We start from the raw sequence: 24,337 nt of genomic DNA on the forward strand, positions 1-24,337 counted from the left end.
CCCTTCGTCTGGACGAAGACCGCCGACGAGATCCTCGACAAAGTCGCCACCTACTGCCGACGAACCTCCGACTCAGGTCACTAGGTCCTGTCCGGCGGATCAGGGCGCAGGGCGGCCACGGCATCCGGTGAATGAAGTCTCCCGGGCCGGGCCGGAAGCGCTGTGGCGGAACGCCGGGCGGACCCGGTGGTCACGGCGGTGTCGCCTCGCCCGTCGCGGGTACCCGCCCCGGCCGACGCACCCGGCAGGGGGAACGAGGAGAGCGCATCATGCTGATCGCATTTCTGACCGCACACGAGGGCGTGGAGCAGATCGAGCTCACCGATCCGTGGCAGGCCGCGAAGGACGCCGGCCACGAGCCACGTCTGGTCTCCACGCGGCGGGGCACGGTCCAGGCATTCAGGCATCTCGACAAGGCCGACACGTTCCCCGTGGACGAAGTGGTGTCCGACGCGTCCGCGGACGACTTCGGCGCCCTGGTACTGCCGGGCGGCGTGGCCAACCCGGACGCGCTGCGCATGGACGGTGCTGCCGTCGCCTTCGTCCGGGCCTTCTTCGAGGCGGACAAGCCCGTCGCGGCCATCTGCCACGCGCCGTGGACACTCGTGGAGGCCGATGTGGTGCGCGGGCGCACCCTGACCTCGTGGCCGAGTCTGCGCACCGACATCCGCAACGCGGGCGGCCGTTGGGTCGACGAGCAGGTGCACGTCTGTGAGGCTGCACCGGGCACGCTGATCACCAGCCGCAAGCCGCACGACCTCAGGGCTTTCTGCGAGACGTTGACCGCGTGGCTCGCTAAGGCCGCCGCCCACGCGGGACGCTGACGGCACACCGGCTGACGGGCGCGCCCGCGGCGGGTGCCAGGGGCTCGGCAGGATCGGTCACTGGTGCCGCGAGCGGGCCCCCTCGCGGGTGCGGCCGGATGCCGCCGTGCGATCGGGATGACGCCTCAGGTACTCGGCCTCCAGATCCGCCATCCGTACGTTGTGCGCCGCGAGTGCGGCGGCCGAGCCGTACAGCAGCGTGTCGTGGCGGCTGCGGTGGATGGTCTCCAGCTCGCGCAGCAGATCCTGCTCGCTCAGGCGTGCCGGGTCGACGCCCTGGTGCTCGGTCTCCTTCACGGCAACCGTCCTTTCCGTTCTCGCTGCGTCCCAGGTCCCCGCGCGCACGAGGGTTCCGTGTGGCCGACGACCTCGCGGGTACCCGCCCGTGGCGCATCCACCGGCCTCCGAGGGAGGACCGCATGCAGTTGTCGTATCCCCGCTCTCTCTACGAGCGTCCCGGACCCCGGGCGAGTGTGCAGGTCGACAGTACGGAAGCGGACACCGCGCCGCTGCGGCCGTACGGGGCGGGTGACCGGCGGTGACCGCCCGGAGCGCGGCCCCTGCCGCCCGGCGGGAAGTGCTGCGCGTGCTGCTCGACGAGTACGGCAGCACCTATGCCGAGGAGGCGGGCATCCGCCTGCGGGACACCCCGCAGCCGCTGTACCGCCTGCTGGTCCTCGCATGTCTGCTCAGCGCCCGTATCCGCAGCTCCGCCGCCGTCGCGGCGGCCCGGGAACTCGCCGACGCGGGAATGCGCAGCGCTCGCGCCATGGCCGATGCGTCGTGGCAGGAACGGGTCGACGCGCTCGGCCGGGGCGGGTACCGCCGCTACGACGAGAGCACGTCGACCCAACTGGGCGACGGCGCACAGCTGATGATCGAGAAGTACGGCGGCGATCTGCGCCGGATGCACGAGGCGGCCGGCGGGAACCCCGATGAACTGCGCGCGCTGCTGCGGGAGGTGCCCGGTCTCGGACCGGCCGGAGTGACGATCTTTCTGCGCGAGGTGCAGTGCGTGTGGCCGGACATCGGGCCGCTGCTGGACGACAAGGCCCTCGACGGCGCCCGACGGCTCGGCCTGCCGACCGACCGGGCGCGGCTGCTGAAGCTGCTGGACACGGCCGACGACGCGGACCCCGCCCATCTGGCGGCGGCACTGGTGCGGGCCGCGCTGGACGGAAAGTCGGCCCAGTCGGTCGTGGAGAGGGCGAGGACGACGGCGCGGGCCGGCAGCTGAACACGCTGCCGACCACCATCCCGTCCCCGTCGCCCACGGACCGCCGCTTCCCCGGCCGCTCCCCCTGTCGCTACCCGAGGACGCTACTTCCCGAGCGACCGCTTCAGCTCCGCCTTGTTCATCGACGAGCGACCGTGCACATTGCGGCGCTGGGCCTCCGCGTACAGCTGGTCGTACGTGGGCCCTTCGGAGCCGCTGTGCGAACGCTTGCCGCCCCGCCGCGACGAGGACATGTCCTGCGTGGACGTCCTGCTCGCCTCACGGGACTCGCCCGAGCGGGCGCGCTCCTTGTTGACGGTCCGCGCGGCGATCTCCTTGGCGCGCTTCTCGCTCTCGCCGCGTTCCTCGGCGCTTTCCTTGATGTGCTCGTACTGGCGTTCCCTCTTGGGGCTCGAACCTCGGGGCATGACCCCTCCTTCACCGACCGGACGGACGAGCGACCCGTCCACCGTGCGCCGCACCGGACGGGGCCGCAATCGCCGCGGGCCGCGTGCGGAGGGTCGCGTACAGACGACGGGTACCCGTGACGGCCCACCGCATTCCGTCCGCACGCCGCCCGGCCCGCTGTCCGACATCTGCCGGGTCCTCCCCTCCCGCGTAAAATCGCAGCGGGCGCGATCAAACACCGGTCGCCGGGCTGCTTCGGGATGGGAGTGGTCGTGATCATGTCTGCGCAGGCGTCCCCCGCCGAGGGCGGGCGGAACGGGTCGTCGGGGATCGTCCAGCGGCTGACCGACGAGAACGCCACCCTCCGCGACGACATGGTCCGCCGCCATCTGACCGATCTGGCCACCGGGATCCTCGCGGCCCAGCTCGGTACCTCCCCGTCCGAGGCGGCCGAACATCTCACGCGGCTGGCGCTGTCCGCCACGGCAGACCGTGAGGACATCGCCGCCGACATCGTCAACGGTGTCGCGGGAGCCGTCGTCGTCACCGCACCCGGTCCCGCCGAAGGGGCGTCCCCGGGCGGGACCGAGGCGCGCAGGCTGCGCCGGGTGAGGGCGGCCGTGGAGGCCGAGGACTCCGTCGTCAGGGGTGCGGCCACGCTGCTGGAGGGTGGCCTGCGCCCGCTCGGGATCGAGGCGCTGTGGCTGTGGCGGCTGACGGACACGGGGTGTCTGGACCTGGCGGGCCACGCGGGTGTCAGCGCTCTGGAAGCGGCGCAGTGGCGATGGATCCCGCCGGCCGCTCCCCCGTCCGTCCGGGCAGCGCTGGCCGACGGCGGTCCGGTGTGGCTGCCATCGGGTCCACCGGCAGGCGAGGTGCTGCCCGGACCGTTGCCGCAGGCGGCCCGGGCGGTCGTTCCGCTGCGCGTACGCGGCGCGACGGTGGGTCTCGCGCTGACGGTATGGACGGACCGCACGGATCTCGACGAACGGCTCCGTACGTCGTTGCCGGGCCTGTTGGAGGTCGCCGGGCTGCTGCTGGGCGCCGCGGCCGAACCGCCTGCCGAACTGCCCGCGCTCGACGACCTGATCGACTCCCTCGTCCATCCCGCCATGACGCTGCGCCGCGACCCTGCCACGTCCGCCCTGTGGGTGGAACACGTCAACGCGCATGCCGCCGAGGCGCTGGGCGGGGGCCGCCACGTGGTGGGACATCCGATGGAGGCGGCGTTCCCCCTGCTGCACGACGATCTGTCCGCCATGGCCCAGCGGGCACAGTACGCGGCGTTTCCCCAGCGCGCCGCACGGCTGCCGGCCGAGCATCGGGGCGGAAGCGCGGAACCGCTGCTGGATGTGCGGGTGTTGCCCGTGGGCGGCAGTCGTGCCGTCGTGCTCTGGCACACGGCGAGCGACCGCCGCACCGCGATGGGCCGGGCGGTGGGACGTCTGCAGGGCCTCGCACTGTTCGAGGACGACGTGGTGACCGGCAGGTCGGCGTGGACGGAACAGACGTACGCGATCTTCGGTATGCCGAGGGACGCGACACCGGTGCCGCTCGCCGAACTGGCCTCCCGGGTGCAACCCGACGACAGGGACGATCTGGCGGAACTGCTGACGGATCTCATCGGGCGCCGCAAGGGCGCTGCGGCCGTGGTCCGGGTGATCCGGCAGGACGGCGGTCCCCGGCACGTGCGGATCGCCGCCGAGCCGTTGCTGGACGGGGCCACGCTGACCGGGATCACGGGTGTCTACCAGGACATCTCCGCCGAGTACCACACCGAGGTCGCACTGACGGCGACGTTCGACCAGCTCACGGCTGTGCGCGCGCAGGCGGCGATGCGGCACCGGCTGGTGCTCCAGCTGCAGCAGGCGATCGTGCCGGAGATTCCGTCGGTGGCCAGGCTGCCCGGTCTGACAGCGGCCGCCCGCTACCGTCCGGCGGCGGCGGAGTACCGCGTGGGCGGCGACTGGTACGACATCCTGCCTCTGCCGGACGGCCGGGTACTGGTGGCCGTCGGCGACGTCGCAGGCCACGGCATCGATTCGGCGACCGGCATGGTCGCACTGCGCAACGCGCTGCGCGGCCTGGCGTTCACGGGCCACCCCCCGGCCCGGCTGATGGGCTGGCTCAACGAGCTGACCCTGCACGCTCCCGGCCGGCCGACGGCGACGGCGGTGTGCGCGCTGTACGACCCGCAGGCCCGGACCCTGCGCTGGGCGAGCGCGGGTCATCTGCCCCTGCTGCTGCTCCGCGAGGGGCGGGCCAGGCTGCTCGATCCGCCGCACGACATCCTGCTCGGCGCCGTCCGCACAGCCTGCTACCGGGAGCGCACGACCCGGCTGGGGCCGGGCGACACGCTGCTGCTCTACACGGACGGCCTCGTCGAACGGAGGCACGTCGGGCTCGACGAGGGGCTGGACGCCCTGCGCAGGACCGCGTCGGAACTGGGGCCCTGCTCGGTGGACGAGCAAGTGGACCGCCTGCTGCGCAGCGCCACCGGGGACACGGACGACGACACCAGTCTCATCGCCATCCGTGTGGGGTGACCTCCCCCTGCGGTGACGCCCGGGCAGCCCTCCCGCTCGCGCGGGTCACTTGGCGTGCTTGCCGTGGCTCCGGCGGCCCTCGGTCCTGGCCGCCTCGGCCTCGGCCCGGCCCTCCTGGGCGCGTCGGCGGCCCTCCTCCTTCATCCGCTCGTTCTCCAGCACGATGCCGTCGGACTCCTCCATCCGGCCCCGCAGTTGCTTCAGCCGGGCCTTCGCCTTGCCCATCATGTGCGTTCCTTTCTGCGCCGGCCCGCCTGATCGGCGGGTGTGCCGGCTGTCATCGGTTGCGTTCCTGTGCCAGCCATGTGCGGATCTTCGACAGCAGTTGCAGGGCGTCCACGGGCTTGGCCACGTAGTCGTCGGCACCGGCGGCGAGCGCTTCGGCCCGGTCACCCGGCATGGCCTTGGCGGTGACCACGATGATGGGCACACTGCCGGCGCGAGGCAGTTCTCTGATGGCCTCCATCGTCGCGTACCCGTCCATGCCCGCCATCATCACGTCCATCACCACGAGGTCGATCCCGTCGTGACGGCGCAGGATCTCGATGCCGGCCGCTCCGTTGTCGGCGGTGAGCACCCGCACGCCCTCACGTTCCAGTACCTCGGTGAGAGCGAAGACGTTGCGCCTGTCGTCGTCTACCACCAGCACCGTGCTGCCTGCCGCGGGGGTACCAAGGCCCTGTACGTCCTCGGCCGCCCTGTCGCCCGCGGCGGCGGCCGTCACGTCCGAGGAGGTGCCGCGCCCCTCGGCGAGGAGATAGAGGGTGAAGCAACTGCCGCGCCCGGGGGTGGACTGCACGTCGATGACCCCGCCGAGCAGTTTGGCGACCTCACGGCTGATCGAGAGGCCGAGACCGGTTCCTCCGTAGTGGCGTGAGGTGGTGCCGTCGCCCTGTTGGAAGGCGCCGAACATGGTCTCCAGACGGTCGGCGGGGATACCGATGCCGGTGTCGAGCACACGGAAGGCGACGACCGGGCCGGCGTCGCGCAGCGAGGGGGGCACCTCCTCGGCGGCGGCGGCAGCGACCCGCAGTTCGACCTTGCCGTGATCGGTGAACTTCAGTGCGTTGGACAGCAGGTTGCGCAGCACCTGCCGGAGCCGGGACTCGTCGGTGGTCAGCCGCTCGGGGGTGCCGGGCTCGGCGATCACCTCGAAGGCGAGGTCGCGTTCGCCCGCGACGGGCCGGAACGTGGCTTTCACGTACTCCAGGAGGTCGGCGAGCGAGAACGCGGCGGGGTGGACGGGCATCTTGCCCGCTTCGACCTTGGACAGGTCGAGGATGTCGTTGATCAGCTGCAGCAGGTCGGACCCCGCGGAGTGGATCACTTCGGCGTAGTCGACCTGCTTCTCGGTCAGATTGCCTTCGAGGTTCTGTGCGAGCAGCTGCGCGAGGATGAGCAGGCTGTTCAGCGGGGTGCGCAGTTCATGGCTCATGTTGGCCAGGAACTCGGACTTGTACATGGACGTGCGGGACAACTGCTGGGCGCGTGCCTCCAGTTCCTGCCGGGCCTGCTCGATCTCCAGGTTCTTGCGTTCGATGTCGCGGTTGCGGTCCGCCAGCAGCGCGGCCTTCTCCTTGAGTTCCGCGTTGGAGCGCTGCAACTCCTCCTGGCGGGCGGTGAGTTCCTTGGAGCGTGTGCTGAGTTCCGCGGTGAGCCGCTGGGACTGTCCGAGCAGTTCGTCGGTGCGGCTGTTGGCGATCAGCGTGCTGACGTTGACACCGACGGTCTCGATGAACTGGTCGAGGAAATCGCGGTGCACGACGGTGAGCGGACGTACGGCGGCGAGTTCGATGACCCCGAGCACCTGCCCCTCCTGGAGGACGGGCAGCACGATCAGATGGCCGGGGTCGATGCCGCCGGTGCCGGTGGCGACCGTGGCGTAGCCGGGCGGCAGGTCATGGACCTCGATGGCGCGGCGGCTGCGCGCGGCCTGGCCGACGAGGGACTGGCCCATGCGGAACCGCCGCGGCACGGCGTCCGGGCCCTCGGGGGCACCGTAGGAGGCGATCATGACGAGTTCGGGGCCGTCGGGGGTGTCCTCGGCGAGGAAGAACCCGCCGTACTGGGCGCGCACCAGCGGGGGCACCTCCTCCATGATGCGTTCGGCGACGGCGTCGAGGTTGCGGGTGCCCTGCATGAGGCCGGACATCCGGGCGAGGTTGGTCTTGAGCCAGTCCTGTTCCTCGTTGGCGCGGGTGGTCGCGCGCAGGGACTCCACCATGGCGTTGATGTTGTCCTTGAGGTCCCCCACCTCGCCGGGGGCCTCGACGGTGATGGAGCGGGTGAGGTCGCCCTCGGCGACCGCGCTGGTCACCTCGGCGATGGCACGTACCTGGCGGGTGAGGTTGCCGGCGAGTTCGTTGACGTTCTCCGTGAGCCGTTTCCAGGTCCCGGAGACGCCTTCCACTTCGGCCTGGCCCCCCAGCCTGCCTTCCCGGCCCACCTCCCTGGCCACCCGGGTGACCTCGGCCGCGAACGAGGACAGCTGCTCCACCATGGTGTTGATGGTGGTCTTGAGCTCCAGGATCTCGCCGCGCGCGTCGACGTCGATCTTGCGGGTGAGGTCGCCGCGGGCGACGGCGGTGGTGACCTGCGCGATGTTGCGGACCTGGTTGGTCAGGTTGTTGGCCATGGAGTTGACGTTGTCCGTCAGGTCCTTCCAGGTGCCGGACACACCGCGGACGGTGGCCTGGCCGCCGAGGCTTCCGTCGGTGCCGACCTCACGGGCCACCCGGGAGACCTCCTCGGCGAACGAGGACAGCCTGTCGACCATCGTGTTGATGGTCTCCTTGAGCTCGAGGATCTCGCCGCGCGCGTCGACGTCGATCTTGCGGGTGAGGTCGCCGCGGGCGACGGCCGTGGCGACCTGGGCGATCGAGCGGACCTGGGAGGTCAGGTTGTCGGCCATGGTGTTCACGCCGGACGTCAGTTCGCTCCACACGCCGCTGACCCGCGGTTCGCGCGCCTGTCCCCCGAGCAGGCCCTGTCCACCGACCTCTCGGGCCACCCTGGTGACCTCCGAGGTGACCAGCGACAGCTGGTCCACCATGTCGTTATAGATCACGGCGATCTCTCCGAGGAGTGCCGAATCGTCACCGGGCAGCCGGACCGACAGGTCCCCGTCGCGCACGGCGATGAGCCCGGCCAGCAGCTTCCTCAGCCCCTCCTCGCCCAGTTCCGCGGGCGCCGGGCTCCGGTCGGAGCCGCCCTGCCCGGAAGCAGACACATCCATGCGCAGACCTCGCCCTGTGGTGGCTCGCGGCGCCTTCGGCCAACGGCCGGAGCGGCGTCGCCTACGGCTTCCTCCACTGTGGCACGCGGGTTCTGGCGCGACACCCCGGCACGGGGCGGCCCCCGGGCAGCGGTGTCGTGGACCTTCCGCGGGAAGGCCCGTCACTCGGCAGGCTCTACGGGGAGCTCGATGACGAACCACACGGTCTTGCCGATGCCGGTCCGCGCCCATCCCCAGCCGGCGGACAGCCGCTCGAGGAGATACAGGCCGTGGCCGGAGGAACGAGCCGCACGGTGCGGGCCGTGCGGGCGTGGCCGCGCCGGGCTGGTGTCGCTCACCCGGACCCAGAGACGGCCGGGAGCCCGGTCGAGCGCCAGCTCGTAGGGAACGCCGCCGTGCCGGTACGCATTGGTGACCACCTCCGACACGAGCAGCAGCACGTCACCGACCACGACCGGTGCGTCCGGCCCGGTCAGCCCGAACCAGTCGTACAGGGCCTGCCGCGTCAGATCGCGGCAGCGGGCCACCACGCCGGGTCCACCCTCCAGGGCGAAGCTGCGGGTGTCGGAGACGAGCCGGGTCTGCGCGGGATATCCCATACCGATGCCAGTGCCCAGCAAAAGCGCATCAAAGCATGCAAAGGAGGGAATCTGTAGATAACAGGACTATCCCGGCGGTCACGCTGCATCCGACAGCGCCGGCCCCTGCCCCCGTCGAAGGAACCCTGATGGCCACCACGCCTACCCAGCAGCCCGCCCACGCACCTGCCGCGCCGCCGCGCCGGGGCACGGCCGGCCGCAGGGTCCCGGTGGCCCTGCCGGACATCCCCGACCCTCGGGCCGTCGGTCCCGCGGACGCCCGCCCACTGTCGACGACGCTCCTGAAGCGCCTCGCCGAGCTGGAGGAGGGCACAGCGGATTACGCGTACGTCCGCAACACCCTCGTCGAGCTGAATCTGAGTCTGGTGAAGTTCGCGGCACTGCGTTTCGGCAACCACGGCGAGCCGATGGAGGACATCATCCAGGTCGGGACGGTCGGGCTCATCAAGGCGATCAACCGGTTCGACGTGGAGCGGGAGGTGGAGTTCGCCTCCTACGCACTGCCGACCGTCGTCGGCGAGATCAAACGGTACTTCCGTGACTCCAGCTGGTCCGTCCGGGTCCCGCGGCGGCTGCAGGAGCTGCGCATCGCGCTGGCGAAGGCGCTGGACGTGCTGGAGCAGCAGCTGGGGCGCAGGCCCACCACGGCCGAACTCGCCGAGCATCTGCAGGTCAGCGAGGAGGAGGTGCGCGAGGGCGAGCGGGCGTCGAACGGCTACACGGCGCAGTCGCTCGACGCTGCGGTCAACGACGACGAGACGTCGAACGGCGTCTCGCGCCGGCTGGGGGTGGAGGATCCGGCGTTCGACATCGTGGACAGCCTGGAGGCTCTCAAGCCGCTGGTCGCCACGCTCGACGAGCGCGACCGGCTCATTCTGTCGCTGCGGTTCCGCGACGAGCTGACCCAGTCGGAGATCGGCGAGCGTCTCGGCATCTCGCAGATGCATGTCTCACGGCTCCTCGCGCAGATCCTGGCGACCCTGCGCGCAGGGATCATGGACGATCCGCCTCGCGGCGGGCGCTGAGCTTCGCACCAGGTCAATACAGCTAGGCCCTGTCCGGGCGGGGCACGACGGGAGGCGGGTCCGGCACCTCGGCCCAGACGATCTTGCCTGTGCCGCGCGGCTCGGAACCCCAGGTGCGCGCCAGGCGCTCCAGGATGATCAGGCCGTGGCCGCCGGGCAGGGCGAGATTGTTCGGAAGGCGGCGGCGCGGCGGTTCGGGGCTGGCGTCCGCGACCTCGATCCTCAGGCGCTGTCCGGAGTGGTTGAGCACGAGTTCCACCGGGCCGCCGGCGTGCAGGCACGCGTTGGTCACGATCTCCGAGACCAGCAGCATGACGTCCTCCACCCGGGCGTCCCGCTCGCCGTCGTGCTCGGCGTTCGTTCCCTCGATCCACCCCCAGTCGTCCAGCGCCTCCTGCGTGAAGTCACGGCACCGGCTGACCACCCCCTTGGTTCCGAACAGCGCGAGCCGGCGGGTCTGACCGCCCGGGCCGCGAGGACTGGTGCTCATCGGGCCGCCCCCCGTCAGGCCGGCCGCTCGTCCGCCAGCGCTTCGTCGACGCCGGCGTACACCCGGAAGACGGCGTGGGCACCCGTGATCTCGAACATGCGCACCACCGGGGCGCGCAGGCCGGCGAGGTCGATGCGTCCGTCGGCGTCCTGCGCGGCCAGCCGTGCGTGCAGGAGGACGTTGAGGCCGGTCGAATCGCAGAAGCTCAGGGGACCGCAGTCGACGATGATGCGCGCGTGGCCCTCCCCCACATGGCGGTCGAGCGCCTCGCGCAGGGGGCCGGCGGTGTCGTGGTCGAGCTCGCCGCTGAGGGTGAGGACGACGGCGTCGGCTTCCCGCCGCGAGGTGACGGCGAAGCGCTCGCCCCCAGCCGACTGCCCCCCGGAACCGCTGGTGGCTTCCGAGCCCATGGACTCCCGCCTCCTCGACGTATCTGCCGCACCCGGCGCGCATATCGGCACTTCGACATTGCCCGGCCTGGTTGCCGTGGCCACCGGTACGGCCCGGGGGCCGCCGGTACGGCGCGGGTACCCGCCGGGCGTCGCGCCACACCCCGCCACGAGCACTCGGCGCATGCGCACGCCCAGTCAGCCCGGCGCTCGGCACGGCCGGGGCGATGCGTCCCGGTGTGGCACGTTTCCGCCCTGAAGTCCCGGGCAGGTGCGTGGTGTGCCTCCCTGGGAGGCACACCCCGTGGGAGCCGGGGTTCCGGGCGCGGGCCGCCCGGCCGGGTCCTCTTCCACGGGCACGTCGATCCTCATCCTCAAGGCACCACACCCTGCAGGAAGTCCGACATCATGCGAACGTCTGCACACAGCAAGCACCCGCACTCGGACGCCCCTGACACGGCGGAGGCGTTCCGGAGGCTGGCAGGGCTGGACGAAGGGCACGAGCGGCAGGAGTTGCGGCAGGAGATCGTGGCGGCGTGGCTGCCCATGGCGCAGCGGATAGCGGGCCGGTACCGCAACAGGGGCGAATCGCTGGAGGACCTGCAACAGGTCGCCGCCCTCGGGTTGGTGAAGGCCGTCGACCGCTACGACCCCTCGCGCGGGGCGTTCGAGAGCTTCGCGGTGCCCACCGTCGTCGGCGAGGTCAAACGGCACTTCCGCGACCACATGTGGGCGCTGCACGTCCCGCGCCGCGTGCAGGACCTGCGCAACCGTGTCCGCTTCGCGCGCCAGGATCTCGGCCAGACCATCCCCGGCCGCTCCCCCACGGTCGCCGAGATCGCCGAGCGTGCGGGGGTGTGCGAGGAGGACGCGCTGCTGGGCCTGGAGGCCCTGGAGAGTTTCACCGCGCTCTCGCTGGACGCTGAACTGCAGGGCGCCGACGACGGGTTCGCCCTCGGCGACACCCTCGGGTCCGCCGATCCGGCGATCGATGTGCTCGTGGACCGCGAGTCGGTCAAACCGGGGCTGCGGCGCCTGCCGGAGCGTGAACAGAGCATCCTGTACATGCGCTTCTTCCGCGACATGACGCAGAGCAGCATCGCGCAGACCCTCGGCATCTCCCAGATGCATGTCTCCCGGCTGATCAGCCGGTGCTGCGACCAGCTGCGCAACGAGGTCATGCGGGACGCGGCCTGAACACCGCGCCGCGACGTCGGCCGCACGCCCCGCCCGCCCCGGATCCCGTCCGGCGGTCGGTCAGCCGCGGGCATCCCGGCTCTCGCTCCGGCCGCTCACCCACTCGCGGAGTCTGGCGAGCCGGGGGAGCCGCTCCCGCTGTTCCCTGGCCTGGCGGTCGAGTTCCTCCATCAGGCGGCGGGACCGGTGGTCCAGGTCGAGTTCGTCGAGCATACGGTCGATCTCGGTGAGCAGGGCACCGTGCAGCTGCCAATGGCGGGGCAGCGTCGGCACACCCTGGAAGAGCAGATCTGCCACCTTGTCGCGGCTGACGCGGGCGGCGGCGAGTTCCCCCGTCAGCCGGGACTCGGCGGCGTCGGCGTTGTCGCTGGTACTGGTGGTGACGAGGACGGCGTAGTCGACGAGCGTGTCGGCGACATGCGCGAGCAGTTCCCGCAGGGCGAGCCCGACCTCGTGCGGAAACAGGTCCTCGTCCCGGCGCGCCTTGGCGAGGTCGGTCAGCGTGCGGGCCAGGACCCGCAGCACGACGGCACAGATCTCCAGCGTGTCCAGGCCGGTACGCAGCACGATCCGGTGCAGCAGCCCTTCCTTGACACGCGGGTTGAACCGCAGGCTGTCCTCCGCCTGACGCAGGGCCGCGTCCACGTCCGCGACGTCGTTGTCGAGCCTGCGTGCCTCGTGCAGCCGGGCCGCCGCCCGCTCGACCGGGGTGGGGCTGGTCAGTTCCTCGCCGATGCGCAGCAGGAGCTGCCGCATGCGGCGGGCGAGGTCCTCGATCGATTCCCCGGCGGTCTCGACCCAGACGGGCGGCACGAACAGCACGTTGAACAGCAGGCCCACGACGGCTCCGATCAGCGTCTCCAGCACCCGGTCCCAGGCGGTGTCGGCGACCTGCGTGACGCCGAGCACCAGCATGGCGCTGATCGCGACCTCGGGAACGAACTCGTCGACACGCGCGAATCGTCCGACGACGAGCGAGGCCAGGATGATCAGTCCGAGGCTCCACCAGGACAGCCCCACCAGGACGCTGAACGCGATCGCGATGACCACACCGACGACGACGGAGTTGACCCGGCGGATACCGGTGGTGAGCGTCGAGTAGAGGGTGACCTGGACGACTAGCAGGGCGGTCAGCGGGGCGGTCAGCGGGGCGGGTTCGCTGCTCAGCTGGAGTGCGACGACGTACGCGATGGTCGCGGCCGCGGCGGATCGCAGAGTCTGGGTGACGACGGGTTCCTTGCGCAGACTGATGATCTCGGCGACATGATCGGAGAACGCTCTGCGGACTTCAGCCACCTCGGTCCTTTCTGCGCGGGTCCGGCGGGCCGCCGTGGGGACCCCGCCCGGTCAGCAGCCGCCGGGGGCGGCGCGCTCGCCGACGGGCTGTGCGGCCTGCCGGATGTGGCGGTGCACGTAGCGTTCGGCCGCGAGCACCGCCTCGCGGGCGGTGCGCTCGCACATCAGCACGCACAGGGTGTAGGCCGTGTCCTCGAAGCGTCTGCGCGCGCGCTCGTCGTGCGGCGCGGTCAGTACGTGGTGCTCCTGGGCCCGGTAGCGGGCAATCAGCCTGGTGATCACGCTCGTGTCGGGCATCAGCATGGTGGGTCTCCCGGTTTCTGCGGCCCCCAACACACGGCGGAGCAACGTCCGTCCGGTGCCTCATTGTGATCCGGTGCCGTCTCTTCCGCCACGCAAGCCGTCACCCTCCGTATCTTCTTTGGGCTGCACATGGCACGACCGGCGGTGGGCCCGTGGCGTCAGACGGAAGCGCTCCGCGCGAGATCGGGGTCGTACAGCGCGTCCTCGGACGAGGTGAGCGTGAAGATCGCCCCGTCGGGATCGCGGAGGCTTGCTTCGAAGCCGTGCCGCGTCGCACGCTCCCCGAGCAGCGTCGCGCCGTGTCTGCGGGCCGTGTTCGCGGTCTCCTCGACGTCCTTGACCGCGAAGTGGACGTGCCAGCGCGGGTGCAGCAGCGGGCTCATGGCGGTGCCGTCGGCACCGCCGGTGAGCCGGGCGAGCACCCGACCGCCGCGGTGCAGGACGACCGCGTCCTCCCGGTAGCTGACCTCGCAGCAGCCGGCCCGGTCACCGGCCCAGTCGAGGACCTCGCCGTAGAAGATCGCCGCCTCGAACGCGTCCCTGGCGAGCAGTCGGATCCAGGCAGGCGCGCTGTCCCGCCAGGCGGGCCAGTCCCTGACCAGCTCGCCCTCCCAGACGCCGAACACGGCGCCGTCGCGGTCCGCGGCCAGCAGGCCGCGTCCTGTCGCCAGCGAGATGGGGCCCACCGCGACCGTGCCGCTGCGTTCGCGGATGCGTCCTGCGGTCTCGTCGGCGTCGTTGACGGCGAAGTACGGGGTCCAGGCGACGGCGACGGTGAGCCGGGGCGCGAGCGCGCCGATACCGGCGACAGGGACACCGTCGGCGAGGGCGACGCTGAAGTCCTCGCCGAGTCTGCCCTTGCGGAACTCCCACCCGAGAACCGTCCCGTAGAAGTCCTGCGCGGCGGTGAGGTCACGGGCCATGAGGCTCACCCAGCACGGAGCACCGAACACGGTTTCGCCGTCCGTGCCGGTCGCGGAACTGGCCGTTGTCGTCTTGTCGATCATCACCACGTCCGACTGTCGGGGGCTCGGCGGGGGCGCGTGGCTCCGGGGCCGCCAGCTGCGCCGGGGCGGGGACGCCGCATCCCCGGGTCCCATGGTGCTCCGCGGGGCGCCAATAAGCCAGCGCGACTGTCACGGTACGTGACGACACCGGCCGTCCGCGTCATCGGCCGGCCGAGTTTCCCCGGGCACATGGTCCGCCGTGAGGGCCGCCCGCCGCCCTTGCGGGGGCGGCGGGCGGCCGTCACGCGGTCAGCGGGCCTCGAGCGCCCCGATGACCCGCCGCGCCGTGTCGGCGCTGGACTGCGGGTTCTGGCCGGTGATCAGATTGCCGTCCTCCACCACCGTGCTCGACCACGCGGGGCCCGTGGTGACCACGGCGCCGCGCTCCCGCAGCCGCGACTCGACGAAGTACGGCGATGCGTCGCCGAGGCCGGCCTGCCGCTCCTCCTCGTCGCTGAACGAGGTCACCTCCCGCCCGGCGAACACGAACGAGCCGTCGTCCCGGGTCGCGCTCAGGAGCGCCGCCAGGCCGTGGCACAGGGCGGCGACGACCTTGCCCCGGGCGTCGGCCTCGCCGAGCAGCCTGCCGAGGTCGGCGTTGCCCGCGAGATCGGTCATCGGCGCGTGCCCGCCGGGGATGTACACGGCGTCGTAGTCGTCGCCGACGGCCTTGGCCAGGTCGAGCGGGGCTGCGAGCTCCCCGTCGATGGCCTCCAGGTAGGTGCGGAAGCGCCGGGCGTCCGCCTCCTCGACGCCACCGCGGGCGTCCAGGCTGATCGGGTCCGCGGTCGGCCGCACGCCGCCCGGCGTCGCGAGGGTCACATCATGACCGGCGGCGCGCAGCACCTCGTGCGATACGGCCACTTCCTCGGCCCAGAAGCCGGTGGGGTGGCTGGAGCCGTCGGACAGTTCCAGGCTGTCGGCGCCGGACACGACCATGAGGATCTTCGACATGAGCAAGGGGTCCTTCGCTGGGAGAAGTGGGTTTCGAGGCCTCGAGACGGACAACACCAGCTTTCACCCGACTCCATCCGCAGGCATCATGGAGGTCATAAGTTCTCTTATGGAACAGGTGTTGTGTGCCCGGCCTCGATCTGCTGTCGACGTTCCTCGAGATCTACCGATGCGGGTCGCTCTCCGGCGCCGCGGCCCGGCTGGGCCTGACACAGCCCGCGGTCAGCGGGCAGCTCGCCCGGCTGGAGCAGGAGCTGGGTGAGCCCCTGTTCGTACGGTCCCGCCAGGGCGCCACGCCCACGGCGCGCGCCGCCGACCTCGCCGCCCGTATCGGCACCCATCTCGACGAGCTCCGCGCGGCGCTGGACACCTCGGGCGAGGGCGCCGCCCACGTCGGCACCGTACGCATCGGGGGCGCGGCGGAACTGATGTCCATGCGTGTGCTGCCCACCCTCGCGCCGCTGACCACGCGCGGGCTGAGGATCCATATCGTGCTCGGCCTCGCCGCGGAACTGCTCGCCGCGCTGTCCGCCGGCGAGGTGGACCTGGTGGTGTCGTCCGTCCGGCCGACGCAGCAGGAGATCACGGCCACACCGCTCATCGACGAGGAGTTCGTGCTGGTCGGGCCACCGACACTGGCCCGCAGTGTCGATCCCGTGCGGCTCGCGGCCGATCCGGTGGGGGCGCTGTCCCATCTGCCGCTCGTCGCCTATGCGGACGACCTGCCCATCGTCCGGCGCTACTGGCTCAGCGAGTTCGGCCGCCGCCCCCCGAACGGCATCGCGGTGACCGTCCCCGATCTGCGGGCCGTGCTCGCCGCTGTGGTCGCCGGGTCCGGTGTGAGCGCACTCCCCCGTTACCTGGCCGAACCGGCGCTCGCCGCAGGCTCGGTCGAGCTGCTGCACGAGCCGGCCGCGCCGCCGCTCAACACGCTGTATCTCGCCGTCCGCACGGGCGCGCTGATTCATCCGCCGCTGGCCCTCGTGCACGATCACCTACGGACCCGGGCGCATGCGTGGGGTGCCCTCTGAGCCTGGCGGGGCATCGGCTCGGGCCGGGACATGATGTCCGATTCCCGCCGGAATCCGGGCGGTGGCGGCCGCACCCTGGAGGCGGACGACACCGATTCCCACCCGGAGAGAGCCATGACCACCACGAGCACGGCCGGACCGCTGCGGCAGCGGGTGAACGGCGCCGACTGGCCGGGCCTCGCGACGGAACTAGACGAGCACGGCTGCGCGCTCACGCCCCGGCTGCTCACACCGGCCCGGTGCCGGGAGATCGCCGGGCTGTACGAGCGCGACGAACTGTTCCGCAGCACGATCGACATGACGCGGCACAGGTTCGGGTCGGGCCGCTACCGCTACTTCACGCATGATCTGCCCGGTCCCGTGGCCGAGTTGCGTGCCGCGCTGTATCCGCGTCTGCTGCCGGTCGCCCGTGACTGGGCACGGCGCCTGGGCCGCCCCGCGCCATGGCCCGACACCCTCGACGAGTGGCTGGCCATGTGCCACGCGGCGGGCCAGGACCGGTCCGCCCAGATCCTGTTGCGCTACGAGGCGGGCGACTGGAACGCGCTGCACCGCGACGTGTTCGGCGAGATGGTCTTCCCGCTCCAGGCGTCATCGGCCTGGACGCGTACGGATCCGACTACACGGGCGGCGAGTTCCTGCTCGTCGAGCAGCGCCCACGGGCGCAGTCCCGTGGCACGGTCCGTGCGCTCGAACAGGGCCACGGCCTGATCTTCACGACCCGGGACAGGCCCGTCGCCTCACGCCGCGGCTGGTCGGCGGGCGCCGTGCGCCACGGCGTGAGCACTGTGCGGTCGGGTGTGCGCCGCTCGCTGGGCCTGGTCTTCCACGACGCGGCCTGAGACCCCGGGTATGCCCGCGGCCCGAAATCCCGGGTATGCCGGATCGGACGGGCCCCTACGGGTTCGGTCCGCCGGAAATGGGTGCCTGCCCGGATACCGCGGAGCGGCGGTGCGCGCGAGGCTGGATGTACAGCGGACGGAGGAGCCATGCAGCCTGGTGTCGACGAGCACAGCGCGCGACCGCGGGCGGGGACCCGTGCCGGACGCATACCGCGTACGCTCCGCGGGCGCGGACGTGCCTGGGTGGTGCTGGTGTGCGCGCTGGCCGCCGTCGCGGCGGGCATGGTGCTGCCGCACGGCCTGCTCCTGGCGGCGGGGTTGGTCCTGGCCGGCGTGGCGGCCGGCCTGTTCGAGCCGCCGTCCGCCCCACGCCGTGGCGGCCCTCCCGGTGCGCGCTGAGCGGGGTACGCCGCGGCCGTCGCCCGCGCGGCGTACCCCCGACGCGACGGGTCAGTCGCGGGCGTCCACCGTCGCCGTGGCCTCCGGCCGCGGCTCGGCGGACCGGTCCGGCCCCACCGCGGGGGGCCGGCGCCGACCCGTCAGCCACGTACCCACAGGCTCGGTGAAGCGGGCGGTCAACGGGCCGACGACCACCAGGATCAGCACGTACGCCGTCGCCAGCGGCCCCATCGACGGCTCGATCCCCGCCGAGACCGCGAGACCCGCGATCACGATGGAGAACTCGCCGCGGGCGACCAGCGTGCCGCCCGCCCGCCAGCGGCCCTTGGGACCCACACCGGCCCGCTTCGCCGCCCAGTAGCCGGTCGCGATCTTCGTCAGCGCCGTGACGACCGCCAGCGCCAGCGCGGGAAGCAGCACGGGCGGGATGCTGGACGGGTCGGTGTGCAGTCCGAAGAAGACGAAGAACACGGCGGCGAACAGGTCTCGCAGCGGGCTCAGCAGTGTGTGCGCCCCTTCGGCGACCTCCCCCGAGAGGGCGATGCCGACGAGGAACGCGCCGACCGCCGCGGAGACCTGCAGCTGCTGGGCGATGCCGGCGACCAGCAGGGTCAGGCCGAGGACGACGAGCAGCAGTTTCTCCGGGTCGTCGCTGCTGACGAAGCGTGAGATGACCCGCCCGTAGCGGACGGCGACGAAGAGGACCAGGCCGGCGACGCCGAGCGCGATGGCCAGCGTCACACTGCCCGCGGCCAGGCTCACTCCCGCCAGCAGGGCGGTGATGATCGGCAGGTAGACCGCCATCGCCAGGTCCTCGAGGACGAGGATGCTGAGAATGACCGGGGTTTCACGGTTGCCGAGCCGCCCGAGGTCACCGAGGACCTTGGCGATGACGCCGGACGAGGAGATCCAGGTGACGCCGGCCAGAACGACCGCGGCCACCGGCCCCCAGCCCATCAGCAGGGCGGCGATCGCGCCGGGCAGGGCGTTGAGGGTGAAGTCGACCAGCCCTGCCGGGTACTGGGTCTTGAGGTTGGAGACGAGATCGCTGGCGGTGTACTCGAGGCCGAGCATGAGCAGCAGCAGGATGACGCCGATCTCGGCGCCGATCGCCACGAACTCCTCGCTCGCGCCCAGGGGCAGCAGACCGCCCTCGCCGAAGGCGAGACCGGCCAGCAGGTACAGCGGGATGGGCGAGAACCGCAGACGCCCCGCGAATCTCCCCAGCAGCCCCAGGCCGAGGATGATCGCGCCGAACTCGATCAGAAAGAGAGCGGAGTGCACCGATCACTCCCGACCGAGTATCGCGGCGGCCGCCTCGACGCCCTCGCGGGTGCCGATGACGATGAGGGTGTCCCCTCCCGCGAGGCGGAAGTCCGGCCCCGGCGAGGGGATCGCGTCCGCCCGGCGAAGTACGGCCACGACCGACGCGCCGGTCTCGGTCCGCAGCCGCATCTCCCCCATGACACGTCCGTTCCACACGGCGTGCGCGGACAGTTCGATGCGCTCGGCGACCAGGCCGAGGTCGGTGGTGTGCAGGACGTTGGAGCTGTGGTGATCGGGCATCAGGGCGTCGATCAGCGAGGCCGTCTCCGCGCCCGTCAGGTGGAGGGACTGCGCGCACGCGTCGGGGTCGTCGGGCCGGTACACGTTCACCGTCCTCGTCCCGTCCCGATGGGCGATCACCGACAGATGACGGTGCTCACGGGTGGTGAGGTCGTACTGGACACCGATGCCTGGCAGGGGTGTCGTGCTCATCCGGGGAGCGGGCACGGCCCGTCCTCCTTGTTCGTTCGCTTCGTTCACGGCTACGGGATGTGCGGCCCACCTGCCGACCGGGCGGGCCGGACCGCACCGGTCCGACATCGTGTCATCCCTTCGGCGTCCCGCGACATGGGTGTCAGCACGGATGGACAAGGCCCCCCGTCGGCGTAAAGGCTGGTCGGGGACACATGTGAGCGGAAGCGGGAGGAGAGTCGGGCCATGTCGCTGTTCTGGCGGATCTTCCTGCTCAACGCCGCGGTGCTGGTCGTGGCGGTCCTGCTGCTGCTCGGGCCGGTGACGGTCTCCACGCCGGTGCTGCTCGGCGAGGCACTGGTGCTCGGCGTGGGGCTGGTGGTGATGCTCGTGGCCAACGCGGTGATGCTGCGGATCGGTCTCGCTCCGCTGAAGCGGCTGAGCCGTGCGATGACGGCGGCGGATCTGCTGCGGCCGGGGAGCAGGACCCCGGTCACGGGGCCCGGCGAGACGGCGGAGCTGATCGCGACCTTCAACACGATGCTGGAGCGGCTGGAGGCGGAGCGGGCGACGAGCAGCGCCCGGGTGCTGTCCGCACAGGAGGCGGAACGGCACCGGATCGCGCAGGAGTTGCACGACGAGGTCGGGCAGACGCTGACGGCCGTGCTGCTGCATCTGAAACGGGCGGCGGACCAGGTCCCCGAGCCGTTGCGGGAGGACCTTCACCAGGTGCAGGAGACGACGCGGGCGGGCCTGGACGAGATCAGGCGGATCGCCCGGCGGCTGCGGCCCGGGGTGCTGGAGGAGCTGGGACTGCACAGTGCGTTGCGGGCGCTGGCCGCGGAGTTCTCCACGTCCTCCCTGACCGTGCGGCACCACATCGGGGCCGGCCTTCCCCCGTTGGACGAGGAAGCCGAACTGGTGGTGTACCGCGTCGCGCAGGAGGGCCTGACCAACACCGTGCGGCACGCGGGCGCCGATGCGGTGGAGCTGCGTCTGAGCGGCGGGCCGGCGGGAGAGGTGGAGCTGCTGGTCCGCGACGACGGCAAGGGGCTCGGCGGCGCAGCGGCGGGCTCGGGAATCCAGGGCATGCGCGAGCGGGCCCTGCTCATCGACGCCGAACTGACGCTCGGCGCGGGACCGGCCGGCGGTACCGAGGTGCGCCTGCGCGTGCCGGCCAGGAAAGGGATCACCGTATGACGACACCCCGACCGGCCGTGGCGCGCATTCTGCTCGCCGACGATCACGCGCTGGTACGCCGCGGGGTCCGGCTCATCCTCGACAACGAACCGGATCTCACGATCGTCGGAGAGGCGGGTGACGGGGCGGAGGCCGTCGCCATCGCCCGCACCGAGCAGATCGACCTGGCGGTCCTGGATGTCGCCATGCCCCGGCTGACGGGCCTGCAGGCCGCCCGGGAACTCTCCCGCCTCCAGCCGGGTCTGCGCATCCTCATCCTGACGATGTACGACAACGAGCAGTACTTCTTCGAGGCGCTGAAGGCGGGCGCGAGCGGCTACGTCCTCAAGTCCGTGGCCGACCGCGATCTGGTCGAGGCGTGCCGGGCGGCGGTGCGCGACGAGCCGTTCATCTACCCGGGCGCGGTCACCACGCTGATCCGCCGGTATCTGGACCGGGCCCGTGAGGGGGATCCGCTGCCCGCGCGGGCGATCACCGAGCGGGAGGAGGAGATCCTGAAGCTGGTCGCTGAGGGGCACACGTCGAAGGAGATCGCCGACATCCTGGTGATCAGCGCGAAGACGGTGGAGCGCCACCGGGCGAATCTGCTGCAGAAGCTGGGGCTCAAGGACCGTCTGGAACTGACCCGTTATGCGATCCGGGTCGGTCTGATCGAACCCTAGGCTCCTGCGCGCCGAGGAAGTGGAAACCGGGGCGCGGGTGCATCAGGAAGTCGTGGTGCGAGATGTTCCAGGCGTAGGCGCCCGCGAGGGCGAACAGCACGCGGTCGCCGGCGCGCAGGCCCGGGGCCGGTACTCCTCGCGCCAGGACGTCCTTCGGGGTGCACAGCTGGCCCGCAAGGGTGACGCGGTCGTGCCGGGCGGACGGGCGGGGCCAGGGATGCGGCCAGTCGGGCACCGGGAGCACGGTGCAGGGCTGGTCGTGGCCCTTGGTCGCCGGCGTGCGCAGATGGTGGGTGCCGCCGCGGACGACCGCGAAGTCCTCGCCGTGGCTGTGCTTCACGTCCAGCACTTCGGTGGCGTACCAGCCGCAGTACGCGGTCAGCGCGCGGCCCGGCTCGATGCGCAGCCGCAGTCCCGGCAGGCTGTCGACCAGTCGGCCGAGGCCCTTGCCGTACGCGGTCCAGTCGAAGCGGTCGTCGGGGCGGGCGTAGTCGACGGCCATGCCGCCGCCCACGTTCACCTCGGGCAGGGCGATGCGGTGCCGGGCGGCGAGGCGCTGTGCCCAGGTGACGACGGACGTGGCGACGGCGAGCAGTGCGGGCGCGGCCGGGCCGCTGGCGAGGTGCGCGTGGATGCCGCGCCATTCGAGGTGCGGGTGGCTGCCGTCGGTGAGGAGGCGTACCGCCTCGTCTGCCTCGGCCGGGTCGATGCCGAACGGGGTGGGCCGGCCGCCCATGGTGAGCGAACTGCCTGCCGAGGCGCCGTCGTCGAGCGGCAGGTTGAAGCGGAGCAGCACCGGGGTGCGGCGCCCCGGTGCGGTGCGGGCGGCGAGTGCGCAGAGCATGCGCAGTTCGTGCAGGCTCTCGACGTGGATGCGGTCGACGCCCGCTTCGAGGGCTCGGACCGTCTCCGCCGAGGTCTTGCCGGGGCCGCCGAAGGCGAGCGGGTGTCCCGGAACAGCCTTTGCGACATGGGCGAGTTCGCCCCCGGAGGAGACCTCGTAGCCGTCGACGTGGGGGGCGAGGGCGGTGAGGATCTCGGGCTCGGGATTGGCCTTGGCCGCGTAGTACAGCTCCACCCGGTCGGGAAGGGCGGCGCGGATGCGGGCGGCGTGGTCGTGCAGGGCGCCGAGGTCGTACAGATAGGCGGGCAGTTGGTCCGCGGCGAGGGCGAGCGCCCGGTCGCGCACGGTCCGGGTGGGCGCGGTCATCGGGAGGGTCCGTTCACGAGGGGCGAGCCGAGCGGGACGTAGCCGGCATCGCGGTCGGCGCTGCGCTGCCAGCGGGTGAGCAGGTTGGCCTTGGCGGGCAGCGGCACACCGGCGAGCAGGGCACGCAGTTCCGGCGGGGCGCCGTGCCGGCCGGCGGACGACTCGACGGTGCGGCGGACCTGCTGCCACAGGGCGCTCTCCAGGTGCGGGTGCTGGTCGGCGATGGCGGCGAGCAGTTCGGCGACATGGTTGACCAGCAGGCAGTACACGACGCGGTCCCAGCCGCGGCGCGAGTCGTAGGTGAGGGGTGCCGCCACGTCGGCGGGCAGTGCGGCAAGAGCGTCGGCGTGCCGGCCGGGCAGGAGCTTGGTGCCTTCGAGGTCGCGGAAGAGGACCTGGGCGGGCATGCCGTCCGGGTCGACACCGACGAGGACGTTCTGCAGATGGGGTTCCAGTACGAGGCCGTGGTCGAAGTAGGCGGCGAACACCGGCGGGACGAGCAGTGCCAGGTACCGCCGCCACCAGGCGAGGGCGGCGGCGGGCCCTTCGCCGGCGAGCAGGCGGGAGACATGCCCGGGACCGGTGGGGTACTCGTCGGCCACGGCGGCGGCGAGGAGCGCGGTGGTGTCGGGGTGCAGTCGGCTTTCGAGGCCTTCGCGGACGATCACTCCGAGACCTTCGAGGAGTTCACGGTCGGGTGTGCCGTCCGGTCCCGGCAGGGCCAGGCTGCGGTAGGCGGGCTCACGCAGGACGGCACTCCCGGGGAAGCGGGCTGCCAGGTCGTCGAAGGCGGGTGCGAGGAGGCGGGTGAGCGCGACGGCGCCGGCGAGTTCGTAATGGGCGTTCTTGCGTACGCAGTTGGTGATGCGCACGTCGAGGCTGAACTTCAGGAAGGTGTCGCCGTCGTAGAGGGTGCGTACGGAGGCGGTGGCGGCGAACGGCGTGGCGCCGGGCCCCAGGTCGAGGACGTCGCCACGGTCCAGGGCGGCGCGCAGTGCCGGCCTGGAACGCAGCAGGTCGTACTGCCAGGGGTGGGCGGGCAGCAGCCGGTACCCGGCGGGCGCCTCGCCGAGCCGGTCGAGCGGTCCGGCGGCGCCCGGCGTGGCACATTCCTCGGCTGTCAGTTCCTCGCGTACGGCGAGCAGCCGCAGCGGGAAAGCGGCCCCGGACTCGGGCGCGTACGCGGACCAGGCGTCCGGGTCACCGCCGTGCGCCTTGGGTGTGGGGTGGAAACGGTGCCCGAGGAACAGGGACTGTTCGGAGGCGAGGTAGGTCGCGAGGCGCCCGGTGCGGCGGGGCGCGCGCCGGGGCGCGGCGAGCGCCGCGCGTACGGCGCGGTGGCTCGCTTCGACCTGGGTGAGGAACTCGTCGTTGTCCACGCCGCTGCGCAGGGTCAGTTCGGCGTGGGTGTGCTCGGCGAGCCGCCGCCAGCCGATCGCCCTCCAACCGGCGTCACCGTGCTCGGCGACCGGGCCGGTGAAGCGGTGGGCGCCGATCGCCGAGGTGCGGCGCAGGGCGATACGCAGCAGCACACCGCGGCGCGGCAGCCTCAGCTGGAGGTGGCCGTCGGCGACCGTGGTCTGCCGTTCGGGGCCGGAGACCTCCCTGAGCAGGCAGTTGAGGAGCGTGTGTGCCACGGCGTCGTCCGCGGTGGGCGGTGCGAGCGGTGCGCAGGCGGGGAGGCCGGCCGGCCGCGACAGGGTGCGGGGCGGTGCCGCGGGCGGCTGGGATGCGCGCATCGGGCGGGGGGTGGTGCTGGGCATGGTC

At 72.0% G+C, this 24,337-nt stretch carries 25 protein-coding genes and 1 pseudogene; 11 read left to right on the top strand and 15 right to left on the bottom strand.

All coding sequences use genetic code 11. From position 1 onward, the window contains the following. Positions 1–269 precede the first annotated feature (269 nt). Complete coding sequence (locus AC067Z_RS13860; RefSeq protein WP_478789702.1) at positions 270–824, top strand: type 1 glutamine amidotransferase domain-containing protein; 555 nt, start codon at positions 270–272, stop codon at positions 822–824. A gap of 57 nt (positions 825–881) precedes the next feature. Here AC067Z_RS13860 and AC067Z_RS13865 read toward each other — a convergent pair whose 3' ends face one another. Beyond that, positions 882–1,121, bottom strand: coding sequence for a DUF6158 family protein (locus AC067Z_RS13865; protein WP_478789703.1), 240 nt, complete (start codon positions 1,119–1,121; stop codon positions 882–884). Positions 1,122–1,243: 122 nt separating this feature from the next. Here AC067Z_RS13865 and AC067Z_RS13870 point away from each other — a divergent pair, with 122 nt between their 5' ends. Together AC067Z_RS13870 and AC067Z_RS13875 are read left to right on the top strand one after the other, a co-directional pair. Beyond that, positions 1,244–1,366, top strand: coding sequence for a hypothetical protein (locus AC067Z_RS13870; protein ID WP_478789704.1), 123 nt, complete (start codon positions 1,244–1,246; stop codon positions 1,364–1,366). After that, positions 1,363–2,061, top strand: a complete 699-nt coding sequence (locus AC067Z_RS13875; RefSeq protein ID WP_478789705.1) for an endonuclease — start codon at positions 1,363–1,365, stop codon at positions 2,059–2,061. The genes AC067Z_RS13870 and AC067Z_RS13875 overlap by 4 nt, the downstream gene beginning before the upstream one ends. A gap of 83 nt (positions 2,062–2,144) precedes the next feature. Here the strand turns inward: AC067Z_RS13875 and AC067Z_RS13880 are convergent, their stop codons facing one another. Further along, entirely contained in the window at positions 2,145–2,468 is a 324-nt protein-coding gene (locus AC067Z_RS13880) for a plasmid stabilization protein (protein ID WP_478789706.1), read from the bottom strand. Positions 2,469–2,726: 258 nt separating this feature from the next. Here AC067Z_RS13880 and AC067Z_RS13885 point away from each other — a divergent pair, with 258 nt between their 5' ends. Continuing rightward, entirely contained in the window at positions 2,727–4,994 is a 2,268-nt protein-coding gene (locus tag AC067Z_RS13885) for a PP2C family protein-serine/threonine phosphatase (protein ID WP_478789707.1), read from the top strand. 45 nt (positions 4,995–5,039) lie between these two features. Here the strand turns inward: AC067Z_RS13885 and AC067Z_RS13890 are convergent, their stop codons facing one another. The 3 genes from AC067Z_RS13890 to AC067Z_RS13900 all read right to left on the bottom strand — a co-directional run bounded on the left by AC067Z_RS13890 (position 5,040) and on the right by AC067Z_RS13900 (position 8,828). Beyond that, positions 5,040–5,222 carry a hypothetical protein gene (locus AC067Z_RS13890; protein ID WP_478789708.1) on the bottom strand — a complete coding sequence of 61 codons (183 nt, stop codon included), beginning with the start codon at positions 5,220–5,222 and terminating at the stop codon, positions 5,040–5,042. 49 nt (positions 5,223–5,271) lie between these two features. Continuing rightward, positions 5,272–8,229 (bottom strand): hybrid sensor histidine kinase/response regulator, encoded by a 2,958-nt coding sequence (locus AC067Z_RS13895; protein ID WP_478789709.1) that lies wholly within the window; start codon positions 8,227–8,229, stop codon positions 5,272–5,274. Positions 8,230–8,390: 161 nt separating this feature from the next. After that, positions 8,391–8,828 carry an ATP-binding protein gene (locus AC067Z_RS13900; protein WP_478789710.1) on the bottom strand — a complete coding sequence of 146 codons (438 nt, stop codon included), beginning with the start codon at positions 8,826–8,828 and terminating at the stop codon, positions 8,391–8,393. Positions 8,829–8,956: 128 nt separating this feature from the next. Here AC067Z_RS13900 and AC067Z_RS13905 point away from each other — a divergent pair, with 128 nt between their 5' ends. After that, the gene (locus AC067Z_RS13905) at positions 8,957–9,853 is read left to right on the top strand and encodes a SigB/SigF/SigG family RNA polymerase sigma factor (RefSeq protein ID WP_478789711.1); all 897 of its coding nucleotides are present in this window, start codon (positions 8,957–8,959) and stop codon (positions 9,851–9,853) included. Positions 9,854–9,875: 22 nt separating this feature from the next. Here the strand turns inward: AC067Z_RS13905 and AC067Z_RS13910 are convergent, their stop codons facing one another. Beyond that, positions 9,876–10,343, bottom strand: coding sequence for an ATP-binding protein (locus AC067Z_RS13910; protein WP_478789712.1), 468 nt, complete (start codon positions 10,341–10,343; stop codon positions 9,876–9,878). Between the two features lie 14 nt (positions 10,344–10,357). After that, the gene (locus AC067Z_RS13915; RefSeq protein ID WP_478789713.1) at positions 10,358–10,753 is read right to left on the bottom strand and encodes an STAS domain-containing protein; all 396 of its coding nucleotides are present in this window, start codon (positions 10,751–10,753) and stop codon (positions 10,358–10,360) included. A 387-nt stretch (positions 10,754–11,140) separates the two neighbouring features. On the opposite strand from AC067Z_RS13915, the gene AC067Z_RS13920 reads away from it, so the two are divergent. Next, positions 11,141–11,929, top strand: coding sequence for a SigB/SigF/SigG family RNA polymerase sigma factor (locus AC067Z_RS13920; RefSeq protein ID WP_478789714.1), 789 nt, complete (start codon positions 11,141–11,143; stop codon positions 11,927–11,929). Between the two features lie 60 nt (positions 11,930–11,989). Here the strand turns inward: AC067Z_RS13920 and AC067Z_RS13925 are convergent, their stop codons facing one another. The 4 genes from AC067Z_RS13925 to AC067Z_RS13940 form a co-directional block, all read right to left on the bottom strand. Continuing rightward, positions 11,990–13,225 (bottom strand): FUSC family protein, encoded by a 1,236-nt coding sequence (locus AC067Z_RS13925; RefSeq protein WP_478789715.1) that lies wholly within the window; start codon positions 13,223–13,225, stop codon positions 11,990–11,992. Positions 13,226–13,276: 51 nt separating this feature from the next. Further along, on the bottom strand, positions 13,277–13,528 hold the full coding sequence (locus tag AC067Z_RS13930) for a DUF5133 domain-containing protein (protein WP_478789716.1): 252 nt from the start codon (positions 13,526–13,528) through the stop codon (positions 13,277–13,279). Between the two features lie 158 nt (positions 13,529–13,686). After that, positions 13,687–14,535 carry a VOC family protein gene (locus AC067Z_RS13935; RefSeq protein ID WP_478789942.1) on the bottom strand — a complete coding sequence of 283 codons (849 nt, stop codon included), beginning with the start codon at positions 14,533–14,535 and terminating at the stop codon, positions 13,687–13,689. Between the two features lie 249 nt (positions 14,536–14,784). After that, a complete protein-coding gene (locus tag AC067Z_RS13940; RefSeq protein ID WP_478789717.1) occupies positions 14,785–15,489 on the bottom strand; it encodes a type 1 glutamine amidotransferase domain-containing protein in 705 nt (234 codons plus the stop codon). A gap of 125 nt (positions 15,490–15,614) precedes the next feature. Between AC067Z_RS13940 and AC067Z_RS13945 the strand changes: the two genes are divergently transcribed. The 3 genes and pseudogenes from AC067Z_RS13945 to AC067Z_RS13955 all read left to right on the top strand — a co-directional run bounded on the left by AC067Z_RS13945 (position 15,615) and on the right by AC067Z_RS13955 (position 17,761). After that, positions 15,615–16,520, top strand: a complete 906-nt coding sequence (locus tag AC067Z_RS13945) for a LysR family transcriptional regulator (protein WP_478789718.1) — start codon at positions 15,615–15,617, stop codon at positions 16,518–16,520. Between the two features lie 114 nt (positions 16,521–16,634). Continuing rightward, a pseudogene (locus AC067Z_RS13950) lies at positions 16,635–17,362 on the top strand (2OG-Fe(II) oxygenase). 147 nt (positions 17,363–17,509) lie between these two features. Beyond that, a complete protein-coding gene (locus AC067Z_RS13955) occupies positions 17,510–17,761 on the top strand; it encodes a hypothetical protein (RefSeq protein ID WP_478789719.1) in 252 nt (83 codons plus the stop codon). Between the two features lie 51 nt (positions 17,762–17,812). Here the strand turns inward: AC067Z_RS13955 and AC067Z_RS13960 are convergent, their stop codons facing one another. Then, complete coding sequence (locus AC067Z_RS13960; RefSeq protein ID WP_478789720.1) at positions 17,813–19,045, bottom strand: cation:proton antiporter; 1,233 nt, start codon at positions 19,043–19,045, stop codon at positions 17,813–17,815. 3 nt (positions 19,046–19,048) lie between these two features. Continuing rightward, positions 19,049–19,534, bottom strand: coding sequence for a cation:proton antiporter regulatory subunit (locus tag AC067Z_RS13965; RefSeq protein WP_478789721.1), 486 nt, complete (start codon positions 19,532–19,534; stop codon positions 19,049–19,051). Positions 19,535–19,744: 210 nt separating this feature from the next. Between AC067Z_RS13965 and AC067Z_RS13970 the strand changes: the two genes are divergently transcribed. Together AC067Z_RS13970 and AC067Z_RS13975 are read left to right on the top strand one after the other, a co-directional pair. Further along, positions 19,745–20,698: a HAMP domain-containing sensor histidine kinase gene (locus AC067Z_RS13970; protein WP_478789722.1), complete on the top strand. Its 954-nt coding sequence runs from the start codon at positions 19,745–19,747 to the stop codon at positions 20,696–20,698. Continuing rightward, the gene (locus tag AC067Z_RS13975; RefSeq protein WP_478789723.1) at positions 20,695–21,360 is read left to right on the top strand and encodes a response regulator; all 666 of its coding nucleotides are present in this window, start codon (positions 20,695–20,697) and stop codon (positions 21,358–21,360) included. The genes AC067Z_RS13970 and AC067Z_RS13975 overlap by 4 nt, the downstream gene beginning before the upstream one ends. Here the strand turns inward: AC067Z_RS13975 and AC067Z_RS13980 are convergent. Together AC067Z_RS13980 and AC067Z_RS13985 are read right to left on the bottom strand one after the other, a co-directional pair. Next, positions 21,302–22,570 (bottom strand): type III PLP-dependent enzyme, encoded by a 1,269-nt coding sequence (locus AC067Z_RS13980; RefSeq protein ID WP_478789724.1) that lies wholly within the window; start codon positions 22,568–22,570, stop codon positions 21,302–21,304. The two genes, AC067Z_RS13975 and AC067Z_RS13980, sit on opposite strands and share 59 nt — an antisense overlap. Continuing rightward, entirely contained in the window at positions 22,567–24,333 is a 1,767-nt protein-coding gene (locus AC067Z_RS13985) for an IucA/IucC family protein (protein WP_478789725.1), read from the bottom strand. Before AC067Z_RS13985 ends, AC067Z_RS13980 begins: the two co-directional genes overlap by 4 nt. Between the last annotated feature and the right edge of the window lie 4 nt (positions 24,334–24,337).

Source organism: Streptomyces sp. NPDC043812 (genome assembly GCF_056436245.1).

What these genes read in the sequence shown, in the direction of transcription:
- AC067Z_RS13880 (WP_478789706.1), bottom strand. Translation starts at nt 2,468, where the DNA reads ATGCCCCGAGGTTCGAGCCCCAAGAGGGAACGCCAGTACGAGCACATC.
- AC067Z_RS13980 (WP_478789724.1), bottom strand. Translation starts at nt 22,570, where the DNA reads ATGACCGCGCCCACCCGGACCGTGCGCGACCGGGCGCTCGCCCTCGCC.
- AC067Z_RS13890 (WP_478789708.1), bottom strand. Translation starts at nt 5,222, where the DNA reads ATGATGGGCAAGGCGAAGGCCCGGCTGAAGCAACTGCGGGGCCGGATG.
- AC067Z_RS13955 (WP_478789719.1), top strand. Translation starts at nt 17,510, where the DNA reads ATGCAGCCTGGTGTCGACGAGCACAGCGCGCGACCGCGGGCGGGGACC.
- AC067Z_RS13930 (WP_478789716.1), bottom strand. Translation starts at nt 13,528, where the DNA reads ATGCTGATGCCCGACACGAGCGTGATCACCAGGCTGATTGCCCGCTAC.
- AC067Z_RS13870 (WP_478789704.1), top strand. Translation starts at nt 1,244, where the DNA reads ATGCAGTTGTCGTATCCCCGCTCTCTCTACGAGCGTCCCGGACCCCGG.
- AC067Z_RS13970 (WP_478789722.1), top strand. Translation starts at nt 19,745, where the DNA reads ATGTCGCTGTTCTGGCGGATCTTCCTGCTCAACGCCGCGGTGCTGGTC.
- AC067Z_RS13885 (WP_478789707.1), top strand. Translation starts at nt 2,727, where the DNA reads ATGTCTGCGCAGGCGTCCCCCGCCGAGGGCGGGCGGAACGGGTCGTCG.
- AC067Z_RS13935 (WP_478789942.1), bottom strand. Translation starts at nt 14,535, where the DNA reads ATGATCGACAAGACGACAACGGCCAGTTCCGCGACCGGCACGGACGGC.
- AC067Z_RS13920 (WP_478789714.1), top strand. Translation starts at nt 11,141, where the DNA reads ATGCGAACGTCTGCACACAGCAAGCACCCGCACTCGGACGCCCCTGAC.
- AC067Z_RS13895 (WP_478789709.1), bottom strand. Translation starts at nt 8,229, where the DNA reads ATGGATGTGTCTGCTTCCGGGCAGGGCGGCTCCGACCGGAGCCCGGCG.
- AC067Z_RS13860 (WP_478789702.1), top strand. Translation starts at nt 270, where the DNA reads ATGCTGATCGCATTTCTGACCGCACACGAGGGCGTGGAGCAGATCGAG.
- AC067Z_RS13975 (WP_478789723.1), top strand. Translation starts at nt 20,695, where the DNA reads ATGACGACACCCCGACCGGCCGTGGCGCGCATTCTGCTCGCCGACGAT.
- AC067Z_RS13915 (WP_478789713.1), bottom strand. Translation starts at nt 10,753, where the DNA reads ATGGGCTCGGAAGCCACCAGCGGTTCCGGGGGGCAGTCGGCTGGGGGC.
- AC067Z_RS13940 (WP_478789717.1), bottom strand. Translation starts at nt 15,489, where the DNA reads ATGTCGAAGATCCTCATGGTCGTGTCCGGCGCCGACAGCCTGGAACTG.
- AC067Z_RS13900 (WP_478789710.1), bottom strand. Translation starts at nt 8,828, where the DNA reads ATGGGATATCCCGCGCAGACCCGGCTCGTCTCCGACACCCGCAGCTTC.
- AC067Z_RS13910 (WP_478789712.1), bottom strand. Translation starts at nt 10,343, where the DNA reads ATGAGCACCAGTCCTCGCGGCCCGGGCGGTCAGACCCGCCGGCTCGCG.
- AC067Z_RS13985 (WP_478789725.1), bottom strand. Translation starts at nt 24,333, where the DNA reads ATGCCCAGCACCACCCCCCGCCCGATGCGCGCATCCCAGCCGCCCGCG.
- AC067Z_RS13905 (WP_478789711.1), top strand. Translation starts at nt 8,957, where the DNA reads ATGGCCACCACGCCTACCCAGCAGCCCGCCCACGCACCTGCCGCGCCG.